General features: G+C 50.6%; 19 protein-coding genes. 7 read left to right on the top strand and 12 right to left on the bottom strand.

The annotated features are described in order from the left end of the window. The first annotated feature begins 102 nt into the window (after window positions 1-102). From CRO03_RS11270 to CRO03_RS11260, 3 genes are all read left to right on the top strand, one after another. Complete coding sequence (locus CRO03_RS11270; protein ID WP_097111737.1) at window positions 103-3,363, top strand: nSTAND1 domain-containing NTPase; 3,261 nt, start codon at window positions 103-105, stop codon at window positions 3,361-3,363. Between the two features lie 17 nt (window positions 3,364-3,380). Next, window positions 3,381-3,752, top strand: coding sequence for a DP-EP family protein (locus CRO03_RS11265; RefSeq protein ID WP_097111736.1), 372 nt, complete (start codon window positions 3,381-3,383; stop codon window positions 3,750-3,752). Window positions 3,753-3,906: 154 nt separating this feature from the next. Further along, complete coding sequence (locus tag CRO03_RS11260; protein WP_097111735.1) at window positions 3,907-4,875, top strand: sensor domain-containing diguanylate cyclase; 969 nt, start codon at window positions 3,907-3,909, stop codon at window positions 4,873-4,875. Window positions 4,876-4,918: 43 nt separating this feature from the next. Here the strand turns inward: CRO03_RS11260 and CRO03_RS11255 are convergent, their stop codons facing one another. The 6 genes from CRO03_RS11255 to CRO03_RS11230 form a co-directional block, all read right to left on the bottom strand. Further along, the gene (locus CRO03_RS11255) at window positions 4,919-5,143 is read right to left on the bottom strand and encodes an RNA-binding S4 domain-containing protein (RefSeq protein WP_097111734.1); all 225 of its coding nucleotides are present in this window, start codon (window positions 5,141-5,143) and stop codon (window positions 4,919-4,921) included. Between the two features lie 24 nt (window positions 5,144-5,167). Next, a complete protein-coding gene (locus CRO03_RS11250) occupies window positions 5,168-5,878 on the bottom strand; it encodes a tRNA-uridine aminocarboxypropyltransferase (protein ID WP_097111733.1) in 711 nt (236 codons plus the stop codon). Window positions 5,879-5,958: 80 nt separating this feature from the next. Further along, window positions 5,959-6,300 carry a DUF3718 domain-containing protein gene (locus CRO03_RS11245; RefSeq protein ID WP_097111732.1) on the bottom strand — a complete coding sequence of 114 codons (342 nt, stop codon included), beginning with the start codon at window positions 6,298-6,300 and terminating at the stop codon, window positions 5,959-5,961. Between the two features lie 163 nt (window positions 6,301-6,463). Next, on the bottom strand, window positions 6,464-7,207 hold the full coding sequence (locus CRO03_RS11240; protein WP_097111731.1) for a LytR/AlgR family response regulator transcription factor: 744 nt from the start codon (window positions 7,205-7,207) through the stop codon (window positions 6,464-6,466). Continuing rightward, complete coding sequence (locus CRO03_RS11235) at window positions 7,191-8,276, bottom strand: sensor histidine kinase (RefSeq protein ID WP_097111730.1); 1,086 nt, start codon at window positions 8,274-8,276, stop codon at window positions 7,191-7,193. The genes CRO03_RS11240 and CRO03_RS11235 overlap by 17 nt, the downstream gene beginning before the upstream one ends. Next, a complete protein-coding gene (locus CRO03_RS11230; RefSeq protein ID WP_097111729.1) occupies window positions 8,273-9,322 on the bottom strand; it encodes a sensor histidine kinase in 1,050 nt (349 codons plus the stop codon). Before CRO03_RS11230 ends, CRO03_RS11235 begins: the two co-directional genes overlap by 4 nt. A 200-nt stretch (window positions 9,323-9,522) precedes the next feature. On the opposite strand from CRO03_RS11230, the gene CRO03_RS11225 reads away from it, so the two are divergent. The 3 genes from CRO03_RS11225 to CRO03_RS11215 are packed head-to-tail and all read left to right on the top strand — an operon-like array spanning window position 9,523 to window position 12,224. Then, window positions 9,523-10,518, top strand: coding sequence for a M14 family zinc carboxypeptidase (locus CRO03_RS11225; protein WP_097111728.1), 996 nt, complete (start codon window positions 9,523-9,525; stop codon window positions 10,516-10,518). After that, window positions 10,506-11,264 (top strand): alpha/beta fold hydrolase, encoded by a 759-nt coding sequence (locus CRO03_RS11220; protein ID WP_097111727.1) that lies wholly within the window; start codon window positions 10,506-10,508, stop codon window positions 11,262-11,264. Before CRO03_RS11225 ends, CRO03_RS11220 begins: the two co-directional genes overlap by 13 nt. Before the next feature lie 39 nt (window positions 11,265-11,303). Beyond that, window positions 11,304-12,224 (top strand): pseudouridine synthase, encoded by a 921-nt coding sequence (locus CRO03_RS11215; protein ID WP_097111726.1) that lies wholly within the window; start codon window positions 11,304-11,306, stop codon window positions 12,222-12,224. 9 nt (window positions 12,225-12,233) lie between these two features. Here the strand turns inward: CRO03_RS11215 and CRO03_RS11210 are convergent, their stop codons facing one another. The 6 genes from CRO03_RS11210 to CRO03_RS11185 all read right to left on the bottom strand — a co-directional run bounded on the left by CRO03_RS11210 (window position 12,234) and on the right by CRO03_RS11185 (window position 21,583). Next, window positions 12,234-12,689 (bottom strand): YaiI/YqxD family protein, encoded by a 456-nt coding sequence (locus CRO03_RS11210; RefSeq protein ID WP_097111972.1) that lies wholly within the window; start codon window positions 12,687-12,689, stop codon window positions 12,234-12,236. A 31-nt stretch (window positions 12,690-12,720) separates the two neighbouring features. Beyond that, window positions 12,721-16,047, bottom strand: a complete 3,327-nt coding sequence (locus CRO03_RS11205; protein ID WP_170948999.1) for a sensor histidine kinase — start codon at window positions 16,045-16,047, stop codon at window positions 12,721-12,723. Between the two features lie 59 nt (window positions 16,048-16,106). Further along, the gene (locus CRO03_RS11200; protein WP_097111724.1) at window positions 16,107-17,624 is read right to left on the bottom strand and encodes an NAD(P)H-hydrate dehydratase; all 1,518 of its coding nucleotides are present in this window, start codon (window positions 17,622-17,624) and stop codon (window positions 16,107-16,109) included. A 30-nt stretch (window positions 17,625-17,654) separates the two neighbouring features. Continuing rightward, window positions 17,655-19,409, bottom strand: coding sequence for a bifunctional isocitrate dehydrogenase kinase/phosphatase (gene aceK / locus CRO03_RS11195; RefSeq protein ID WP_097111723.1), 1,755 nt, complete (start codon window positions 19,407-19,409; stop codon window positions 17,655-17,657). A 14-nt stretch (window positions 19,410-19,423) separates the two neighbouring features. Beyond that, the gene (locus CRO03_RS11190; RefSeq protein WP_245861621.1) at window positions 19,424-20,029 is read right to left on the bottom strand and encodes a CAP domain-containing protein; all 606 of its coding nucleotides are present in this window, start codon (window positions 20,027-20,029) and stop codon (window positions 19,424-19,426) included. 126 nt (window positions 20,030-20,155) lie between these two features. Continuing rightward, window positions 20,156-21,583 carry a YfcC family protein gene (locus CRO03_RS11185; RefSeq protein WP_097111722.1) on the bottom strand — a complete coding sequence of 476 codons (1,428 nt, stop codon included), beginning with the start codon at window positions 21,581-21,583 and terminating at the stop codon, window positions 20,156-20,158. A 181-nt stretch (window positions 21,584-21,764) separates the two neighbouring features. Between CRO03_RS11185 and CRO03_RS11180 the strand changes: the two genes are divergently transcribed. After that, complete coding sequence (locus tag CRO03_RS11180; RefSeq protein WP_097111721.1) at window positions 21,765-23,822, top strand: spermidine synthase; 2,058 nt, start codon at window positions 21,765-21,767, stop codon at window positions 23,820-23,822. Window positions 23,823-23,891 lie beyond the last annotated feature (69 nt).

The following is a 23,891-nucleotide window of genomic DNA, read 5'->3' as shown; positions in this document are numbered from 1 at the left end:
TTTTAGTGTTGATCGTCAACGTAGCCAACGAGTTCTAAACTAATACGTTTCGGCATGCTATGTTGTGCGGTAATAGCTAAGCATTAGTTTTTATAGGCAATTATGAGTGACATCTTTTTTTTCGCTGAATGGCAGATAGATCCCTCAGCCAATACCTTACGCAAAGGTAAACAGTTGCAACAGCTGGAACCCAAGGCAATGGATGTGTTGTTGCTGTTATGTCGTCATGCCGGTGAGGTGCTCAGCAGCGAACAGATTGTTAGTCATTGCTGGCCCGGTAATACCACCGGTGATAACCCTCTACATAAGACCATTACCCAGCTGCGCAAGGCGCTGGGTGATAACGCCAGTAACCCCTGCTATATAGAAACTATCCGCAAACGCGGCTACCGCACCCTGGCAGAGGTGCGTTTCCCGCTGGGGCAGCAGCAAAGTGTCAGAGAGCAAAGCTGGCAGCATGGTTCACCGTTTCCTGGCTTACAAGCTTATGATGCCCATTACGCCGGGGTATTTTTTGGTCGTGGCGCGCAAATAGATACCTTGCTAAGCCGTATCGCCCAGCAAATAAAATTTGGCCGCGATTTTTGTCTGCTGCTTGGGCCAAGTGGCAGCGGTAAGTCGTCGCTGATCAACGCCGGGGTAATGCCTAACCTGCTGCAAGCTGGCGGTTTTAATGGTGTTGAGGTGGTTTCGTACAGCAGCCTGGATTTAGCTGATGTCAGTATAGATCAGTTGTTCAGCAGTCTGGCCAGTGCTTTGCTGGACTGGGAGCTGGGCCCGGAACAGACTCCGGCATTTGCCGGTGACAGCGCCGCCAGTCTGGCTGAAAAGCTGCAGCAGCAAACAGACGCTGTGTGTCAGCATTGTAAGACCTTACTGGGGAACAACCGCCAGCATACCCGCCGGTTTGCGCTGTTTGTCGACCGTTTAGAGGTCTTGTTATCGTCACCACTATTTAGCGAGCAGCAACGAACCGACTTTGTCGCGCTGCTGGAGCAGCTGGCCAGCAGTGGTGCTGTGCTGATTATTAGCGCCTGTCGCAATGAGTTTTATCCCGATTTAGTGGCTTACCCCAGTTTAATGGCGGGTAAAGCCAAAGGCGCTCATTTTGATTTAGCGGCGCCCGGCCGCGCTGATTTACTGCAAATGATCCGTTTACCGGCGCTGGCAGCCGGACTTAGTTTTGATACTGATCCTGCTAATGCTCTGGGGCTGGACGAAATACTGATGCAGGAAGCGGCCAGTAATCCTGATGCGCTGCCTATGCTGCAATATACCCTGCAGCAGCTGTACCTGCAGCGCAGCGAAGATAATAAATTACTGTTGTCTGTGTATCATGCCTTAGGCGGTATTGAAGGGGCAATAGGTAAAAATGCCGAGCAGGCAATTAACCGTTTGCGTAAAGCCGAACAAGACAGCTTGCCGCAGGTATTGTCACTGCTGGTGACCTTGCGTGAAGACGAACAAAGCATTACCAGTCGCAGCGCCAGGCTGCAACAGCTCGACACTGACGCTGAACGGGCACTGGTGAACACCATGATTGAGCAGCGGTTATTTGTCTCGCATCTGCAGCATGGCGAGCCCTGTTTCAGTATTGCCCATGAGGCATTATTACGCCGCTGGCCGCGCGCTACCGCTTGGATAGCAGAACACTTTGACAGCTTAAGCGTAAAAAGCCGGCTGCTGCATTTAAGTCAGCGCTGGCGTAGCGAACAGTACAACAGTGCTTATTTACTGGCCGAAGGTAAGCCGCTGCAGGAAGCGCTGTCGCTGCAGCAAAACCAGCTGTTTCAGCTGGATAAAGAAGAAACCGAGTTTATTCAGGCATCAGGCGCCAAAGCGCGGTTAAAGCGCTGGAGCCGCCGCGGCACCCTAGCCGTGCTATGCCTGCTTACCGTTACCGCTGTTACGATGAGTGTGCGCAGTTTTAATGCTGAGCAACAGGCACAGCAAAAACGACTGGCCGCCGAAAACCTGCTGGGTTTTATGGTAGGGGAGTTTGCCGACAAGCTGCGCAGCATCGGCCGGATGGACTTACTCGATGGTATCAGCAATAAAGCGCTGGAGTACTTTACTGATTACTCCGCCGATGACAGCAGTTTAAGCATCGAAGCGCGGTTGCAGCATGGCCAGACATTAGAAGCGATGGGGGAGGTTGCCTACTCGCGCGGTAAAACCGATGAAGCCACTGCTGCCCTGCAAGCCGCCAGAGTGCAGTTAGAAGCGGTGCTCAGCCAGCAGCCGGATAATTTAGAGCTGCTTAAAACCCTCGGTGCCAATGCTTTCTGGCTGGGGCAAATCCATTACGATGCGAACAACTGGCAGGCCACCCAGCCGGAGTTTGAGCTTTATTACCAGTATAGCCAGCGGATGTACCAGCTAGCGCCAGATGATTTAGACGCCATTATGGAGTTGTCCTATGCCACCAATTCATTGGGATCACTGGCTATGCAGCGGCAAAAGTTTGATAAGGCTCGGCTGAATTTTGAAGAGTCGTTGCGGCTTAAATTGCTGGCGCAGCAACTCAAGCCTGATAGTGAGCAATTGATGGCAGATATTGCAGATACCCGTTCCTGGCTGGCCAGTGCAACGCTAGCCGATGGCGATTTGCTCTCTGCTATTTCAATTCACCAACAACTCCAGGCAGAGCTTGAGAACTTAAAAGCATCTGCGGAGCCTTATATGCTTGATATTCTTACGAGTAGTTATCAATTATTGGCAGACTTACTGGAGTATCAAGGCAGAATTGAGGAAGCCTTGACGAAAACCCGCCAAAGTTCTGTCGCAATAGCGAAAACATTACAACAGGATCCAGACAGCAGCACGTGGAAGCGACGTCAGCATTATCATAATTTTCAGGTATTTAAATTTCTGAGTCACTTAACTGAAAACGAAATTGAGCATGCGCTGGCAGCGCACCAATCTGCATTAAATCAAGAGCGTGAATCGTTGACTGAGATTACAGGTAAAGAAATTGAAATCCGGTTATGGCGCACAGCCGCTATGCAGTTACAAAGAATTGATGATTTTGCCGACAGTAAAAAGTACGCTGATCTGGCATACGATGCATCAGCTAAGCTGGTAGATAGCTACCCCAAAAATATGAGCTATGTCGCATTTTTAACGGATAGTCAATTATTGCAAGCTAAAGCTTTATTCAACCAGAACCAACATGAGGCAGCAATGTCCTTGTGTCAGAATGTCCGGCAACGGTTAGGAAATGTGGTTGATACAAATAAAGACACTCGATACATCACTATCTATGCAAAGGCGTTGGATTGTTTAGATCAATTGAACAGCCAATCTGACCTGCTGTCCTTTTTGCAGAGAAATAGTATCGTCAATTTTCATTTCAGCCCATAATCTTAAGGAAATATAGGATGTCAAATACGCAAGCCGCCAGTGTAATTCAGGTGTTGGTTAACCTGGAAAACGGTGAACCGGTGTTTAACTACCAGACAACAGACGGCCAGCCCTGTGATGGAGATGTTACAGTGACAGAGGCGGGTACTATTACGTATCAGCTTGTTGACAACACCGGTAAAGGTTTGAAATTCGTTGGGGTTGGTTTTATCACTCCGTTCGACGGTGTTATTGATGCAATCACTGTAAGCAGTGATGGCCAGTTAGTGCAAATGCTGGATTTAGACCGCAGCGCTGGTACTACTAAATTTCAATTTGTTCTTACAAATAGTAGTAATACGTTGATGGTACTTAGTCCCGTTCCTCAGGTAAAAAACGAGCCTGAGTAACGTTTTTTGATTCGGCAAGTCTCAACGCGGCCCCGTAAGGGGGTTTTTTTATTAATATAAATCAGCAATTTAAATCATAAGGTTATCAGAAGGTTCCTGCGCGTGGTAAAGGCTAAAGTTGGCAGCAGTTAAGCCAAATGAGTGAACGACGCCGATGAAAACTGCCCACAATAAAACCAAACTGCAAGCACTGGCCCTGAATGATGACAGCTTGTGGGGAGATGAAAGCGGCCTGGTCAGTGGTCTGAATGTCGGCAGCTTTATACAGTATCTGGCGGAGGCTATGCTGATTGTAAGCCCCGATGGCACTATTGAATGTGCCAATGCTAAGGCAGCGCTGTTGTTAAACTGCATTGGTACACCGTTAATTGGCCGAAAGTGGCCGGAGTTTTTAGCGAGTCGTTATCAACAGCAATATGATGGCTTAGTTAAGATGGTAGCAAAACGGGTGCTATCGTTACAGGCCGGACCGACAGAAATGGCGCTGCGCTGCGCTGACGGTGTGGTAAAAGACATCGAGTTGTCGGTATCTTTTATACCAGAGCCTGAAGCGCGTTTAGTGCTGGTGATGCGCGATTTAACCCGCTACAAAGCTGAGTGTGAGCAATTGCGATTACAGGCGAGCACCGATGCTTTGACAGGCTTAGCCAACCGCCGTGGTTTTGATGAACAACTGCAGCAGCAATGGCAGCTTTGCACTGATGCTCGCCGGCCACTTAGTGTGGTGATTATTGATATCGACTTTTTTAAGCAGTTTAACGACCGCTATGGCCATATTCAGGGGGATGCCTGCCTGCGTAAAGTGGCTGGTGCCATAGTGCAGGCGATGCCAGTGGAAGCCAGGCTGGCTGCCCGATATGGCGGTGAGGAGTTTGCTTTGATCCTGCCACAACATAACGCAATTATGGCGTTGGAAGTTGCCAGAAATGTACAACAGGCGCTGCGCCAACTGACGTTTACAGATATTGGTTTGCCATCGACACTAAATGTAACGGTAAGTCAGGGGATTGCCACCGAAATTAACGGTCAGTTCCGAACCAGTATGGCACTGTTGTGTGCTGCTGATACAGCGTTATACCGGGCAAAATCAGATGGCCGTGACTGTATCAATACCTGTAACTAACAGCGGTAGCAGTTTAGCTGCCGCCAGCGTTTGAGTTTTACTCTTACTCTAATTTAAGCAGCAGGGTTTCAGATCCAAAGCTCAGGGTGTCGCCAGCATTCATTTGCTTGCGCTTCTGAGTTTCCACTACGCCATTCACTTTAACCAGGCCAGCTTCAACTGCCGCCTTGGCTTCGCCGCCACTGCTGCATAAGCCTTCAAACTTTAAAATTTTATACAGTTCTACCGGTTGTTTGCTTAGGATAACTTCACGTTTTTTGTTGCTCATAACTTGTAACCTTTAATTATATACTCAAGCGGGTTCGCTAAAGTTTAAGTGCGGTTTGCCAACCAGATAGGCGCGGCGAAACTGGCTGAAATACTCTGCCAGGTTGCTGGCTGCTGCTGTTTCACCCGCCATTGCTAATACTTCTATCGCGACTTCAGCCGTGCACAGCTGATGTAAATGGGCCGCTTCACGCAATGCATAGCGCGAGGCCTGTTCCGGTTGAATACCTAATACCGGCATAGTGGCCAGATAGGGGCTTTTAAACATTTTTTTTGCTTCACGCCAGGTGCCGTCCAGCATCACGAAAAGTGGAATTTTGCCGGCTGTGGCCTGGCTCAGCTGACTGGCATCTTGCAGACAGCGTTCTGGAGCGGCGTATTGCTGCGGAAACACCAGCACAGGTGCATACCGGCTATCGGTTAACAGCGCAAGCAGGGCCGGGTCGGGTTGGGTTCTGTCCCAGACAAAGGCATGGTTATCAGCAATAACATCGCAAATCAGCCGGCCGGTATTGCTTGGCTTGTAGCACTCGCCAGTGTACATAATAAAACAAAATGCACAGTTGCCGGCCGGACTGGGTTTGGCCTCGCAAATGCATTCGGCAGCAGGTAGCAGACATTGCCCGCAGCGAATCACCTTGCTGCCGCGGGCATTAAATACCCGTCGTGATTTTGCCAGTTGCTCGGTGCGCAAGATCAGTACAGCATTGTGGTGTGATATTCTGGTTTGCGACATCTTGAAAAACAGCCAGCCATTAAAAAGCCGCTATTGTAGCGGCTTTTAGCACTAACTGCGCGTTGATTGTTCATTTGCCATCAATTAGCGGCAGGCGCAGCGACATCATGAATGGTAACCCGGCCTTTAATGCGATCTTCATACGGCTGCAGCATAGCTGTTACTCTGACAGCCTGATTTGCCCGGGCGAAATCCATTAACTGCTTACCATTACAAACAATTTTTTTTACGGCGTTTTGTTTGCTGATCCTGTACTCACGTAAGGTCCGCTGTAAGCTGCGGCGGTCGTCATCAGCAGTTTCGGTGCAAACCTGTACTAAGGCGTTATGTACGTAACGGTCTTCAGAAAAACTATAGTCTGCTGCTGTTACTACCATACTGGTACTTGCCAGCGACACTGCGAAAAAAAGTGCGGTTTTCATCGTCTTGTCCTCTCTTTTGCTTATGGCGTTTGCCATGGTGTTATTGTGGCAATATTGAGCTGGTATCGCCGCTGCTTTGGGCCAAGAGGAGGTTGGGGTGTTATAAAGTGACCAGCTGACGTCAAACAGGGATAACTGGTGTTATTGCCAGACCCGACAATACTTACTGTTGCGGTAGTGCCGTTAACTTGTCGGCCCAGTTTAACTTGTAACGTCTGGATGCATTAACCAGTTTGCCGTTGCTTAGAATAAACTGATAGTCATTGTTGTGTGGTTGCAGTTTATGGACATGATGCAAGTTCAGCAGGGTTGACCGGTGAACCTGCACGAACTGTCCGGGCAGGCGTTGCAGTAAGTCTTTCATCGTTTCGCGGATGATCAGCGTTTCGTTCAGGGTATATATACACATATAGTTGCCGGCCGCTTCAATCAGCAAAATTTCAATATCATCCAGCAGCAGGGTCGAAGCGCCGGTTTTAAAGGCCAGTTTACTGATTGTGACGGCCTGAAGTTGCTCCGGTTGCTTATCCAGCGCGGCTCTGGCATCCAGTAATGATTGCGCCAGACGTTGGCGTGACACCGGCTTTAGCAGATAATCAAAGGCAAAATGTTCAAAGGCAGCAAAAGCAAATTGCTCGTACGCCGTAACCAGAATAAACAACGGCCTGGCCATAGCGGACCCTTTACCCGTTTGCTGTAAAATATCGATGCCTTTGATACCTGGCATCTGGATATCCAGAAAAACCAGATCAATATCTGGCTCAGTCTGTAAAAAGTGTAAGGTGTCATCGCCGTTATCAAAGCACTCTACAATATCAAGGTTAGAGTACACAGCCAGTTTGGCTTTCAGGTTGCTGATGGCCAGTGGTTCGTCATCAGCAATAATGACTTTAAGGGCTGCGGTCATTCAGGGCCTCCGTTGCAATGTTGAGCTGGCTGTAAAAGCCAGCCTTGCTGTGACTCAGGGTTAAACTGGCGGCAGCGCCAAACAGCAATTGTAGTCGTTCTGCCAGATTAACCAGATTGACAGGGCGCTGCGCTTCAGGCCAGCCGGCAGCCGCATCGGCACCTTGCTGGGCCAGGATAATTTGCAGTTGTTTATCAGACAACTGGATCCGGATATTCAAACATAGCGAGCCCGCCACCTCTGCCACACTATATTGAATAGCATTTTCTGCTAATGGCTGGAGCAACAAGGGCGGAACGTGTAAATCAGGTAGAGGTTCTGGCTGCTGCCAGCATAACTGTAGCCTGTCGCCAAAACGCACCTGCTGAATAGCCATATAGGCGGTTAGCGCATCCAGTTCCTGCTGCAAGGGAATAAACTCATCGTGCTGGTTTTTTAGCGAGTGACGCAGATAAATGGATAAATGCTGGACCAGTTGCTCTGCATCTTGCCCATTGCGCTGCACTATCAGGGCATTTAATGCATTCAGGGTATTGAACATAAAGTGCGGGTTAAGTTGATAGCGCAATACTTTTAGTCTGGCCTGGCGCGCCTGCTTCGCCAGTTGTTGCTGTTTAACCAGGCCGGCGAAATGCAGCTGATTGGTTTTTAACAGCATAAAGACGGCAAGCCAGCCGGCCAGTGGTAACAACACCAGGCTAAACGCCAGAAAGTATTTCAGGTTAGAGCTGACATCCTGAACCATATCAGAGGCATAGTTCATCACCAGATACTGACGCAACAATACCATCAGTACCCACCATGGCACTAAAATCAGCAACAGCCTTCGAAGTTGCGCAGTTAATGGTTGCTGTTTAAATAGCTCGCACTGACCCAGCAAGCCGGTTAGCAGGATATTAAGCACTGTCACCAGGCTATATATCCACAGATATGGCCAGGTCTGCTCCCTCTGCAAGGGTACCAGCACACTCAGGTGGATAAATTTTATCAACAGATAGCTTAGCCAGTATATCGAATGCCAATACCAGAAGCTGGCCAGACGTTGTCGATGGGAGCTGCTGGTTATCATGCCGTTTGCCAGGGTAAGCATATATTGACTGCAAAGCCCTGTGGGCTTGCACCAATGTCTAAGCTGGCGTTATCGCCAAAATGTTGCAGCAGACGGTTACGAATATTGTCCAACCCCACGCCGGCGCCGCTGCAATCAACCTGCAGTTGTGAGCCAGGACCATCATCGCTGACACACAGGTGCACGCTGTCGTGCTTGCGTATGCCTCCTATAGTAATGGTGGCACCTTTTATTTGGGTGGCGACAGCATACTTAATGGCATTTTCCACCAATGGTTGTAGCAGCAATGCGGGAATACGCTGGTGCTTAAGGGTATCATCAATTTGCCAGTTCACTTTTAGCTTGTCGCCAAATCGGGTTTTCTGCAGTTGCAGGTAGGCATTGATGGCTGCCAGTTCATCGGCCAGTTGTACCAGACTGTCCGGCGACTTACTTAATGAATAACGCAGAAATGTAGCCAGCTGCTCCGACATCGTTTCTGCATCATCGTAGCGTTCTGCCTCCAGCAGGGCACAAACTGAGTTTAAGGCATTAAAGGTAAAATGCGGATTAAGCTGCTGACTTAACGCCTGCAGCTCCAGTTGTTGTATTTTTTGACTCAGCTGCGTTGTCTGTGTCAACCGCTGTAACTGCTGCTGATACAATAATACTGTCAGGTAACAGGCAGTCCAGACAAAAAAGGCCAGTACAGAGGTGTCCAGATTGCTAATCAGCAGGCGGGCATCAATAACGTCTTTATCCCACAACAGGATCCAGAATGCATTTTCTGCCGGAATATACACCGCTGCAACTATAACCACCCCCAGCATTAACTGACCATTGCTAAACGCCTGTTGTGCAAGTCGCTGATGGCTCCAGATCACCAGCATAGCTGTCAGTAGCATCGCTACCATTTCACTGGCCAGCATCATTGGCAAGTAATTCCAGTTGTAAGGTTTGTCAGACCTGGCGGCAACCTGCCATGAACCAAGCAGGCCCAATGCCAGAATGGCGAACCAGTAATACAGATTAAAGCGCAGTAACGTGCCCCGACTGACTAACGGCATATCCGGCCCCAGAGGATTAAGTGATCAAAGTATAATTGCCATCTGCAATTTTGCCGGTTCGGTTGGATAAGCGGATGAGAATCCGGGGCAAAAGCTGAACCAATCTTCATAAAACTGCCATGTTCAGTCGCCAGACATCAGATATGCTGTCATAACAATGTCACTGTTAATTTTACGAGGTTTAGTTGCAACCGCAGGATATGCTGCCTGAGCTGGAACAGTTACAGCAGTTAATTGCCGGGGCGCCGGCGGCGCTTCGCACTGAAATACTGGCGACGGTGCCACATATGACCGAGCAACTACCATTGTATGCGCTGTCGCTGGGAAATCCGGATCCGGCATTGCCGGCAGTGGTACTGGTTGGTGGTGTGCATGGTCTGGAGCGCATTGGCACGCAGGTGGTGCTGGCTTACCTGCAAACCCTGCTGGAGCGCCTGCCCTGGGACAAATGTTTACAGCATACCCTGCAGCATTGCTGCATTTATTTTATACCGCTGCTAAACCCCGCTGGCATGGCAAATGGCTGGCGCTCTAATGGCAACTGTGTTGATTTAATGCGAAATGCCCCGGTAGACTGTGTTGAGGGTGCAGCCTGGATGGTTGGCGGTCAGCGACTGAGCCGGGCTATACCCTGGCATCGCGGCCAGCCGGATAACATGGAAACGGAAAGCCAGGCGCTGGTTAGCTTCATTAGCCGTCAGTTGTTTCCGCGGCCATTCTCGCTGGTACTGGATTGTCATTCAGGCTTTGGCCGCACTGACCGTATCTGGTTCCCATACGCTAAAAGTGCTCAGCAGCCCATTTCGCATCTGGCAGAAATGTACCGGCTGCGCCAGCTGTTTTTTCAGACTTTTCCGCATCAGAATTATATTTTCGAACCACAATCGCAGCATTATCTGTGTCATGGCGACTTGTGGGATTATCTGTATGACGAGGCTCTGGCGCACCACACCACAATGCTGCCACTGACGTTGGAAATGGGCTCGTGGAACTGGGTGCGGAAAAACCCTTTTCAGTTGCTATCTAGCCTGGGTATGTTTCATCCGATTAAGCCGCATCGGGTAAAACGGGTGCTGCGCAGCCACCTGATCCTGATTAATTTTTTAATCAATGCTTCCTTGTCTTACCAAAACTGGTTACCGTTGACCAATCGCAACGAGCTTAATGATGCAGCAGCCAGGCTATGGTATCAGTGACCCACAATCCAACACCGGTATTATTGCTGCGTGGCTTAACCCGCGAACAGCGCCATTGGGGGGACTTCCGGCCGATGCTGGCTGAAAAACTTGCCAACCCTCTGTTGAGTCTGGACTTTGCCGGTACCGGCGAGCTGTATCAGCAAGCTTCCCCGTGCAGTATCAGCGCACTGCGCCAGTCTGTCCGTGGCCAGTTACAGCAACAACCGGCGTTTAACGGCAAGGTGCATCTGGTGGCACTGTCGTTAGGGGGCATGTTGGCGGCAGACTGGGCGCTGACTTACCCTGCTGAAGTGGCATCTCTCACCCTGATTAACAGCAGTGCCAGGCCGCTGGCGCCGTTTTATCAACGTCTCCGCTGGCAGAATTATCCGGCGCTGGTGTCACTATTGTTGTTGTCGGCCAGCCAGCGCGAGCAACGAATTTTACAGCTGACTACCGTCAGGGCATATCAGAACCCGGAAATTGTGACGCAGTGGCAAAACTGGCAGCAACAAAGGCCGGTTTCCGGCGCCAACGCCCTGCGTCAGTTACTGGCTGCCAGCCGGTTCAGGTTAACGGCTAAACCAGGCTGTCCGGCCCTGATTCTCAGCAGCAACGGGGATAAGCTGGTCAACCCTGAATGTTCGGTGGCATTGGCAACATTTTTACAGGCCAGTCACCGCCAACATAGTTGGGCCGGCCACGATATTGCCCTTGATGATCCACTCTGGTTAGCAGAGCAAATAGCACAATTTATAGGGTAGCTATGTTAACCTTACCCTTATTTTTTAGTGGAAAATGTCGTGTCGATAGCCCGCCAGGCCTCTGAAATTACCTTGCCAGCTGACAACCGGGGCTGGGACACTGTTTTGCAGTTTTTATGCAGCCAGTTTCCGTTTATCAGCGAAGCAATGTGGTGTGAGCGGATGGCTGCTGGCAAAGTGCACTGGTTTAGTGGCGATCCGGTTACCCCGGCAACGCCATTTTCGCCAAGCAAACGCCTGTGCTATTACCGCGAAGTCATGGCTGAGCCGGTTATTCCGCTGGCGCATAACATTGTCTTTCAGAATGAGCATATTATTGTCGCCGACAAACCGCATTTTTTGCCGGTAACACCGGGAGGTGAGTACGTTAATGAGTGCTTACTGGCCCGCATACAACGGGATACCGGCTTACCTGATGTGGTGCCGGTGCACCGGCTGGATCGCGATACTGCCGGATTGGTATTATTTTCAATAAATCCTGCTAGTCGGGCGGCGTACTATCAGTTGTTCAGTCAGGGCACTATTCAAAAACACTATCAGGCCGTGGCAAAGTTAACGGCGACTGCCCAACAGGCGAAGTTACCGCAGCATTGGCAAATCGGCAACCGGATTGAGAAAAGTACCCCCCGTTTTATCAATGCCATAGTGGCGGGCGAGGTGAATGCGATATCGGACATCAGCCTGATAAGCAAACAAGATGATTTGGGTCTATTTCAGTTAACACCCCATACCGGGAAAACCCATCAGCTGCGTCTGCATATGTTAAGTCTGGGGATGCCTATTTTGCATGACAATTATTATCCCGAATTAAAACCAAAACAGCCGCCGCAGTTGACAACGCCATTGCAACTATTAGCGAAGCAGCTTAGCTTTGTTGATCCGGTTACCTGCCAGACCCGGGATTTCAGCAGTAAACAGTTACTGAGCGCCTGGCCAGCTGAGCCAGCAGCCAGGCCGTAATTTGCTAAGCTAGCCTGGTTGCTGATGCTGTTGCAGTAATTTATCCAGTTGATTAGCAAAAGCCTGCCGATCGCTCTGATTTAACGGCGGCGGACCACCGGTATGCACGCCACTACCCCGCAGGGTGTCCATAAAATCGCGCATTGTTAGTTTTTGTTTAATTGTATCGGTGCTGTACAGCTCACCACGCGGGTTGAGTGCGCGGCCGCCTTTAGCTAAAACATCGGCAGCCAGCGGAATATCGGCAGTAATCACCAGGTCACCTGGCTGGCAGCGGCGGACTATTTCATTATCCGCTTCATCAAAACCATGTGCTACCTGCAGGCTGCTGAGAAAAGGCGAGGGCGGCACCCGGATCAACTGATTAGCAACCAGCACCGTGGATATTTGACGTTTTACTGCGGCCCGGAACAAGATCTCTTTAATTACTACCGGACAAGCATCGGCATCAACCCAGATTTTCATGGTACTGCTCACTTCCATTTTGACGCTATTGTTAACTAGCTTTGTTATCTGCTGACAGTGGCAAAGTCAGCTTGAATGTTGTGCCTTTGCAGGCGGTAGTCTGCATTTCAATGCTGCCTTGCAACACCTGCGTGACCAGATTGTAGCACAAGTGCAAGCCCAGGCCTTTGCTTTGGCTGGCCCGGCGGGTGGTTACAAAGGGGTTAAACACAATATTCTGGACACTTTGATCAATACCTTTGCCATTATCCGAAACTTTCAGGATTAACTGCTGGTTGCTGTATCGAACGTCAAGCTTAATTTCACCGCTGTCGTCCGGTTCAAATGCATGCAGCAAGGCATTTTCCAATAAGTGGCTTAACACGGTGGCCAGCGCACTTGCCCGCAGTTTTAGGGTCAGATTGTCCGGGCATTGCAATACTATACCAATAGCCGCATTTGGCGGGTTAAGCCTGGCCACCAGATGCTGTAACCAGGGTTTGAGCTTAATATCTACCGTATCAGTGACGGTTTCATTTACCGCCAGTTGTTTGAACTGGGTGACTAAATCTGCGGCGCGTTGCAGGTTATAACTAATTAACTGTAAATGTTGTTCGCTGTCGGCAACAAACTGACTGAAGGCTTTGCTACTGAGCGTTTTGTCAGCAAAGTGTTGCTTTAGCTCGGCCAGTTTGCCGGCGAGCGCGCTACTGGCAGTGATGCTGACCCCGACCGGGGTATTGATTTCATGCGCTACTCCGGCCACAGTCTGGCCTAACGCCGCCATTTTTTCATTCTCCAGTAAGCTTTGCTGAGCCAGCTTCAGTTGCTGACTGCGCTCTTCTACCTGGCGCGCTAATTCCCGTGCCTGTAATTGCGCTACCCGGGTCCGCACTTTTACCAACAGATAAATCGCCAGGATCAGGCTTAAGGCTAACAATAAAGCAAACCACCATTGCTGCCAGAATGCCGGCATCACAGTGAGCTGTAATTCAGTTTGTTGGCCGCTCCAGTGGCCGGTGCGATTGGTCGCCTGGATTTGCAGGCGGTAGTTGCCCGGCCACAGATTGGTATAGCTGGCAATTCGCTGGCTGGCATCTGAAAATTGCCAATCTTCGTCAAAGCCCTCGAGCCGGTATCGATACTGCAGTTGTTGCGGCGCCGATAAATCCATGGCACCAAATTCAACGCTGAAGCTGCGCTCAGCAGCATTCAGGGTTAACGTTTGCTGATCCGGCGCAATTTGCCGGCTGCGACCCTGCACCTTAAGTTCTGACAGTAACACTTCTGGCTGATACTGCCAGGGGCTGAACTTTGCAGGATTAATGACCAGTAAACCGCTGGTGCCGCCAAATAACAGCAAACCCTGACGGGTTTTATAGTATGAGCGATACCAGGGGCTACCAATATCAACGCCATCAGCCGGCGTAAGCTGATAAAGCTGGCCATTGCCCGGGTTATAGTGAAATTTACCGGTCCAGATATTGCCCTGGTCATCGTCAAGTAAGTTGGCTCCAAAATCTTCGTTCAAGCTGCTGTTGGCGAAGACCACTTTAGTCAGTGCCGCATTGATATCAGCAACCGTAGCCTTTGCTGTGTGTTGTTGCAGGTACTGTTGATAATTAAACTGGTATAAACCGGTAGGGGTATCGAGCCACAAGCGGTTTTGGTTGTCATGGAGCAGTCCGAGAATGCTGGTTATCTGATCAGTCGGCACGGCTTTCGCGGCAGGCGTTGTCACTGCTGCAGGTTCAATCAGATAAAGTCCGCTGGCGCCGGTTCCCAGCCAGATATTGCGATGCTGGTCTTCAACGATCGCATTAATATAATCCTGTAATGGTTCACCATCGTCCTGCTTGATCCGGACGAAGCGTTGTTGCTGTTCCTGCCACAAGGCTAACCCGGTACTGCTGCCGAGCCAGAGGCGCTGTTGACTATCGACAAATAAGCTGCGGACATTGGTTCGCCAGATCCCTTGTTCAGGGCCCAGCAAGGTAAACTGGCCGCTCTGCGGAAAAAAACGATATAGCTGGCCCGGATTGACACCCAGCCAGATGGTACCATCTGCCTGTTCTGCCATTGCCGTTATCCAGCCATGTTGTAATTTACCCGGCACATCAGCTTGCGGTTGGTGCCGCTCAACAATACCGCGGGCCGGATCAATGACGTCGATACCATTGCCGCGACTACCCAACCAGAGCTGGCCATCTGCCAGTTCAAGAATGCTACTGATATCGCCGCTACTAATGCTGGTGTTATCTGCCAGACTGCGCCGCAAGGTGCTGACACCAGCCTGCCCATCGAACCGCTGCAATCCGCCGCCATAACCACCCAACCAGATTTTGCCGGCACTGTCTTTGAGCAGGGTGCGTACATCCTGATGCGCCAGACTATACGGATTGGAGATGTCATGCTGATAATGACCCAGAACGCTTTTGTCACTAACGGCCAGCCGGTTTATCCCGGCAAACCCTGCCAGCCATACTTCATCATCACTAATTTGCAGAATATCGTAAACCGGGCCAGATACCCGCCCGGATGTTAAATTTTGTGGTAGAGCAGTCAGACTATGGTTCGGATTAATAACAAAAGCACCCGCCCGGTCAGTACCCAACCAAATTTGATTGGCTACCCTGGCCAGAGTGAGCACCTGGCCCAGCTCAGTAGCCGCACCTTTAATCTGCTGTGGCCCGGCACTACCCGGCGTTAACAGAAATAAGCCGCTGCGGCTGCCAATCCATAAATTTCCGCGTTCATCAGTCAGTAAGGCTCTTACGTCCTGCAGTTCGGGCTGCGGCGGGACAAATTGCAACACCTGACTGTCATGATCCAGCAGGGCTAAGCCCTGATTGCCAGCCAGCCAGATATTACCTTTTGGATCTTCAGTAATCGCCTGCACCTGATAGCCAAAATCGTCAGCAATGCCCGGCGCGGTTATTTTCGGTTGATAAAAACTGTCGCTGGCACTTTCATAGCGTTGGATGCCACCTGGCGCTGTAGCCAGCCACAAGGTACCGTCACTGGTCTGAAGTAAATCACGGACAAAATTACCGGCTATCGGCGCCGTACTCTGGCTATTGCTTTGTTGCTGCTGACCGGATTGTAAATAATGCCGGAACCGATAACCATCGTATCGGATCAAACCGCCGGCACTGCCAATCCACAAGCGGCCGTATTTATCCTGCGCCAGTTTGGTAACAATATTATCGGGAATATGCTGCCGGTCAGTAATACTGACAAAAAACTCACTGGCGGGCGGGAAATAATCACGGGTATTGTCTGAATTCGTGCTGGCGACGCCGGGCGCTGCTGTCAGTAACAAGCCAGTTGCGCTGCATATCAGCAACAGCACAAACGATGTCAGAAAACGATGCGCCAAGGCGTACTGCTCACTATAAAAATTAAGTAGGTTAAATTTACGTCCGTTTTTATTAAAAATCAATTAATTAACTGTAGTTTTAGCTGGTGTATTAAATCACTGGCCAGCAGCCAGGGTTGCTGTTGTTGCCGGGCCAGGCTGGCTGCGCTATGCAGGTGTAACCAGGCAGCAACCTGGCAAGCGTCGCGGCCATTCAGACCCTGCGCCAGCAGCGCCGCTATAACACCACTGAGTACATCACCCATACCACCGCTGGCCAGGGCCGGATGGGCCGCTGCCAGCAAGCTTATTTCGCCGTTTTGATCGCAGATCAGAGTACCTGCGCCCTTTAACAAAATAACGCCGCCAAACTGTTGGTGTAACTGCCGGACAGCGGCCAGCCGGTCTTGCTGAATGTCTTGGCTACTGCAGTTAAGCAGCCGCGCGGCTTCGCCCGGGTGCGGGGTCAGTACCCAGTTTTGTCGCTTATAACCCGCTTGCTGCTGTTGTGACAAGCCAGCCAGAAAGTTAAGGGCATCGGCGTCCAGCAGTAGCGGTTTGTCACTGGCCAGCGCCTGCACCATCAGCGCCTGGCCCCAGCTTTTTGTGCCAAGACCCGGGCCTATAGCTATCACACTGGCAGCATTCAGCAGGCTGGCACAATCTTCGCTGCTTACCATCACTTCAGGCTGACGGCTTAACATCGCAGTTGTATGCTCATTGCGGCTGAATAAACTTACCTTGCCGGCACCACAACTAACTGCAGCCTGGGCTGTCAGAATAGCGGCACCGCCAAAGCCGGCGTCGCCACCAATCACCAGCACATGGCCATAATGGCCTTTATGACTGTTCGCACGGCGCGCGGGTATCAGCTGACTGATCTGACGGGCACTCAAGCTGTGGCAGGCTGGTTCGGGGACTGAGCGTTCGCCGTCCAGTTGCAGTGTGCTTAACCAGAGCTGGCCGCAATGCTCCAGGCCATCCTGCATCAGTAAACCCGCTTTCAGGCCAATAAAGCTAAGGGTGGCAGTGGCTTTTACCGCTTCTGGCATGGCAGCGCCGCTATCAGCACTCAGGCCGCTGGGAATGTCTACTGCCAATACCGGCTTGTTACTGTTGTTTATCCGTCGGATTAGCCCGGACGTCGCTTTATCCAGCGGACGGTTCAAGCCAATACCAAACAGCGCATCAATCAGCAAATCGGCCTCTGCAAATTCACTGACGATGGGTACTTCAGCTTTGCCAGCGGCTTGCGCAGCCAGCGTTGCGGTCTGGCCGAGCCTGCTATGGTTACCATGCTGGTATAGTCGCACATCGTAGCCGCTGGTCCGGGCCAGGGCGGCCAGTAAGTAGCCATCACCGCCATTGTTGCCGTTACCGGCATAGACCAGGACTTTGCGGGGCGCTGGCCACTTTTGCTGCAGTAAGGCTAACAATGCCGATGCAGCCCGCTGCATTAATATAAAACCGCCATCGCTGCCAAGCTGGTGTATAGCCTGTTGCTCGAGCTGACGAATACTGTCAGCCCGGTACAACGGTTGCTCCCACGAGGTATCTACAGCGGATAAATCTGCATTGGTGATAATGCTTGATGGCATAAGTTACTCATTGCTGTTAGCGGCGACAGCTTACTGGTCGCTGTTTAATTCAATGTTATTAGCATAGCGCAGACAAAAGCGCAGGTTATCGGGGTAGGGAAAAATATCTTCAACGATACCGTCCCGGACCGCTTTTTGCTTGGCACGCCAATATGCTGCATCCAGTAATTCAGGGTGTTTGCTGAACAGTAATTGGCGGATTTGCGGTTGCGGGGTAACAAAAGTGGCTATCTGCTCCGGAAATACATCGCCCGGTGCGGCACAGCAGTTTGCTTCGGCATTAATGGCGTCTTCAAAATTATCGGTTTTGGCAAAAGCGCGGAAATTAACATCCAGTAAATACTGTACTTCGTCATAGTCATAAAATACTACCCGCTTATGCCGGGTAACGCCGAAGTTTTTTAACAACATATCGCCGGGAAAAATATTAGCCGCAATCATTTCTTTAATGGCATTACCATAGTCATGCATAATCACCGCTTTCTGCTCGTCTGTTGCCTGCTCCAGATAAATATTTAACGGCACCATCCGCCGCTCAATATACAAATGTTTAATCACCACTAATTCATCATCAATTTGCAACGACTGGCCAATGGTGTCACGAAGTTCCTGCAGCAGTTCAGGGGTAAAGCGGTTCTTCGGTAAGGCGACATCAGAATATTCCAGGGTGTCGGCCATTCTGCCTACCCGGTCATGTTTTTTTACCAGCAGATAACGGGCTTTTACCGTCGCCCGGTCAAACTCTTTGCTTGGGGCAAACTTGTCGCGAATAACTTTAAACACGTAAGGAAACGAGGGCAGGGTAAACACCATCATTACCATACCGCGAATGCCCGGCGCAGCGACAAACTGATCATTGCTTTTGGTCAAATGGCTCAGCAATTCACGATAAAACTCGGTTTTCCCCTGTTTGTGCAGGCCGATACTGGCATACAGTTCGGCCAGTGTTTTATGCGGTAACAGTTCCCGTAAAAAATGGACCAGGGCCGAAGGTACCGGGCACTGCACCATAAAGTAGGCGCGGGAAAAACCAAAAATAATGCTCATATGCTGCGGATCGGTCAGCAGGGTATCCAGGTACAAACCGGCGCCCTGTTGGTGTAACAATGGAATTATAAAAGGCTGCTGACCGTCCGGGGTGACCACCCGGCCAACGATATAAGCCGCTTTGTTACGGAAAAATACTGATTTAAGCATATCAAAGCGAATTTGGTGTACCGGATAGCGGCCGTGCTCTGACTGATGAATAAAGCTTTTTACGATGTAGCGGATATCCCGCTCCAGATTAATAAAAGGCGTGCTGAAAGCGAAGTCGGCGACAATCTGGCGGATACTCTGTTTCAGGCCATCCTCTGCCGGAAAATAACTCTGGTATACCGACGAAATCGGCGCAGGCAAATGCTGCTGGTTGAGAGTAGATTCAACAAAAATATTCTGGTTATGGTAATACTTGCGGGCAAATAAGCGGCAGAACACTGAGTTATAAAACGTTTCAGCCAGTTCGGCCTGCGGATGAAACAACAAATACTGCAAGTACTGCTGTTTCACCTGCTGCCAAAGCGGTTCGTTTAAGCACTCTGCGGGTAATTGCTGTCGCAGCTCGGCCGTGGTTTCATTCACCCGTAAATCATAAAACTGGATCCGCTCTGAGCTGTCCTGTTGGTAAGCGAGCCAGTCTGCCTGTTCAAACCGTTGTCTGGCCCGTGCAGTGACCTGCTGAAATAGCCGGAAGTGTTTACGAAATCCTTTTAAAATAATTTCAGCAATCTGCTGGGCGCCGGCCATAGGTTTATTTCTTATTATGGTGGTATGCAACCAATATCATAGCACGTTACGTTGGCATCCTCAGCTACTGCCTCTCTGGCAATATATACTGTCCAATATTCAACATGAGGACTTGACCATTTGTAGTGAAAGCCAACACCTATATGAAGTTGTTGCTGATAAAAAGGGAGTTCACCCAGTAAGTGGCTGCGATGAGCTGTTGAACTTTTGAATGCCTCCCAGACATCTTCAGCGGTACTGAAACCGCCTGCAACTGCCTCTACCTGATTGCCAATGGCACCGCTATAAAACGGTGGCAGTTGATAACCTAACATTCTTAAGCGCTGGTTTGCGCCGAGTCCCCCGACATAATGATTTACAATCCCTTTTTGCGCCATGACTTTGGCCTTCTCAGCCGCCGCCTGCGCCAGCAATGGATGACAGCTGAGTCGGGCTCGCTGCTGCAACGGATCCTGGATTATCAGCAGTGCCAGTTGCTGGGCTGCTTCATTAAGGCCACAATCTGCAATGGTATTAAGCTTAGCTGCAGGGTCTTTATTTGCGGATTCACTGCTGTTAAGTTGTGGTGGTTCGGTATCGGCAGGGGTTGGGGCTGCGAATGCTGATGCTGAAAAAAGCATCAGTATCACGATAAAAATCAGCAAGATAATAGGCCTAAAACACTAAGTTAACTTTACGTTAAGCCCAGGGGCGACTATTGTCAAGGTTCAGGCAGGCATCAACAGATACCTGCCTGAACATTTCAGTCAGTTACTGGCAGGGATGCTGGTTTCGGTCAGCGGTGGCTGTACATCGTCGCCATAACCAAATACCACAGCCAGCACCAGCACCAGGGATGCGGCCAGCATTAATTTGGCCATCAGTGGCAGACAAAAACGGAACCAATGGCCATATGGCACCCCGGCAATACCGATAATACCCATTAAAATGGCGTTAGTCGGAATAATCATATTAGAGAAACCATCACCAAACTGGTATGCCAGTACCGCAACCTGGCGCGGAATTTCCAGCAAGTCGGCCAGCGGCACCATTAATGGCATGGTGACAAAAGCCTGACCGCTGCCTGAGGGTATAAAGAAATTCAGCAAGGTCTGAATAATCAGCATGCCGACAACCGCAATTTCAGAGCCAACATACGACAACGGCAGCGACATACCATGCACCAGCGAGTGCAGAATCTGGCCATCTTCCATTACCAGCGAAATACCACGGGCTACACCGATTAAAATAGCGGTAGTGGTCAGCTCCATCGCACCATCAATAAATTTTTTCGCTGCAACATCAACGCCGATCCGGCTGATCACTGTGGTCAGCAGACCCCAGGCAATAAAGCAGGCACCCAGTTCATACAGATACCAACCATGGATCCGGATACCATAGGCGACGATACCGATAGTGGCCAGAAAGCTGGCCAGGATCAGTTGATGTCTGACAGATAGCTTCGGGTAGTCAGCAGTATGACTATCGCCCAGCGGACAGGGTATGTCTGAGACCATTGAGTTTGCCGGATCGGCCAGCACTTTTTTCGAGTAGCTCCAGACATGATGAAAGCCAATTAACACAAACGGCAGAAAAATCGCAGCACGTAGTGGCCAACCAGATAATATTGGTAATTCTGCAATTTGCTGGGCAATAACCAGGGTAAAAGGATTGACCGCAGAAATACCGTATCCGATACCATAACCGGCAACAGTCATGCCGACGGCGGTCATGGCGTCGAGTCGCATCGCCTTACACAACGCCACCAGAATTAACACAAAGGGAATATATTCACCGGCGGTACCAATAAAACTGGACGCCATGGCAAAACAGAACACCACCATAAAGATTAAAATTTGCGGTTTTTCGCCGAAACGTTCCAGCATCCGGCCGATTAACGCATCAACAGTGCCGGTGGCGCGGGCAATAGATAATACGCCGCCTAAAATCATTACAAAGAAAATAACGTCCTGAGCGCTGGCAAAGGCTCGCGGTATGGCGGTCAGTAACTGCCACGGCGTCATATAGTTTTTATCTTCAACCAGGGTAAAGGTTCCCGGCACCACGGCCTGACGTCCCGACTCCAGAGTTTGCATTTCAAATGAACCCTGCGGCACTATCCAGGTAGCGATCATCGCGATGACCATCATTGAAAATAGCAGGGTGAGGGTATGAGGTACTTTAAATTTGCCCATGGCTTAACATTCCCATAAATAAAACCTTGAATAACAAATGTGCGGTTTACGCAGCCTTATTCAGATCAAAAACACTGGAGTCTACCCCAAGCGCGGCGCCATCACAAATCTGACTTTTCTGCGCTTGCCGGCCGTGCTACTTGCCTGCAAGCCGCCCTTTGTATAGGCTTGGCGCCTTGAGATGCTATTACCGATTGTGGAGCCTGCCTTGGCCTTGTTCGCCCTGACTATTTTACTAAGTGCTGCCTTACTATTTTTGGTGCAGCCAATGCTGGCCAAACAGTTGTTACCTTATTTTGGTGGCGGAGCAGCTGTCTGGACTGCCTGCATGTTGTTTTTCCAAAGCCTGCTGCTGGCGGGCTACGGCTATGCTCATTTGTTAAGTCGTTATCTGGCGCCAAAAGCACAGCGGCTGGTCCACAGCAGTTTGCTGCTATTGGCCCTGACCAGCCTGCCGCTGCTGTGGCAAGCCAATATTCAGCCTGACGTACTGGCCGCGCCATTAGCCGCTATTTTATTGCTGTTAACCTTAACCGTGGGTTTGCCTTATTTAATGCTATCGGCCACCGGCCCGTTATTACAACACTGGTTTGCTGGCCGCTTCCCGTTGCGCTCACCTTACCGGCTGTATGCGCTGTCTAATTTAGGCTCACTAGGTGGCTTACTGGCCTATCCGTTTTTGCTGGAGCCGTTATTTAGCCTGAGTCAGCAACGCCAGTACTGGGTATTTGGCTTTGTGCTGTTTACCCTAAGTTGCCTGTTGTTGATGTGGCGTGAGCTCGGCCAGCTGTCACCGGCTATCCGTGCGGTAAGTGCCCGCCTGAATAAACGTTATGCCCTGCGTTGGCTGGCACTGTCGGCCTGTGGTGTGGTGTTACTGTTGGCCGTTACCCAGCAAATTACCCAGAATGTGCCGCCGGTGCCCTTTTTATGGGTGCTGCCGCTCTGTTTGTATTTAGTCAGCTATATAGTGGTGTTTAACAAACCCGCCTGGTATCAGCGTGGCCTGTGGCTGTATGTGTTCTGCCTGAGTATGGTGTTTGGCTTATTGCTGTTTTACCTGGGCCGCCAGTTTGATCTTATCTCGCAATTGCTATTGTACCTGACCATCTTATTCAGCGGCTGCATGCTGTGTCATGGCGAACTAGCCCGTTTAAAACCTGAACCACAGTATTTAACCGGCTTTTATCTGTTGCTGGCTGCAGGGGGCGTGCTGGGCAGTGTCGCGGTTAACTTACTGGCGCCGCTGTTATTCAGCCAGTATTGGGAGTTTTTACTGGTACTGCTGGCGATTTATCTGCTGCTGCAGTGGCCGGATGAAATAGCAAAACCGCGCTGGCAGCAAGGCCTGTGGCTAAGCGGCGGCCTGCTGTTTGGCTTGTCCGTGGTGGGCCTGGAATGGCAGTTAGGCCAGCATAATGTCTATAGTGAACGTAATTTTTATGGCAGCCTGGTGGTGCGTGATCTGGTGGTCGGTGAGCAGAGCCAGCGCCAGCTGATTGACGGTACCACCAGCCATGGTGCCCAGTATCTTGCGCCGCCACTATCCGGCACGGCGCAAAGTTATTACCGGCCGGGCACTGGCGCGGCGTTAGCTATGCAGCATTTTTTACCCGCTGCACTTTCCCGCAATATTAATCAGCTACAGCAACGGAACTTCGGCCTGGTAGGGTTGGGTGCCGGTGCCTTGGCGGTCTATGGCAAGCCAGGCGACAGCATGCTGTTTTTTGAGCTGAACCCGGCAGTGATTAAAGTGGCGACAGAGTACTTCAGTTACCTGAGTGACAGTGCTGCTGCCGTGGACATTGTACCGGGTGATGCCAGACTGACATTGACGGCACAGCTTGAGCAGCAGGGCACTAGCCAGTTTGACGTGCTGGTGCTGGATGCCTTTAGCAGTGACAGCATTCCACAGCACCTGCTTACCACTGAAGCAATGCAATTGTACTGGCAGCATTTGCAAAGCGATGGCGTACTGGCGGTGCATGTGTCGAATAATTATCTGGATTTAACCAGTTTGCTACGTAACCAGGCAGCTAAGCTGGGCCTTGACGCCTACTTTATCGCGACCAACGCACAGGGGATTAATCCGGCAGCCCAGTGGGTGCTGATTACCGCCAACCAGCGTTTTATCGGCCAGCCGGTTATTCAGCAAGCACTAAGCCCATGGCCGTCGGCGCTTAACCGCGACGTGAGCTGGACAGATCAGCGCAGTAATTTATTGCAGGTATTGAAGTAACAGATGAGCTTAGGTAGGGGGTAGATGGGATAGGGTCCAGATATAAGGGCAGGGTAGCTGGAAGATCAG

This window comes from Arsukibacterium tuosuense (genome assembly GCF_900215315.1).
Lineage (GTDB): Bacteria > Pseudomonadota > Gammaproteobacteria > Enterobacterales > Alteromonadaceae > Alishewanella > Alishewanella tuosuense.
Note: the sequence above shows the minus strand (reverse complement) of the source record. Positions and strands in the feature narration are given on the sequence as shown.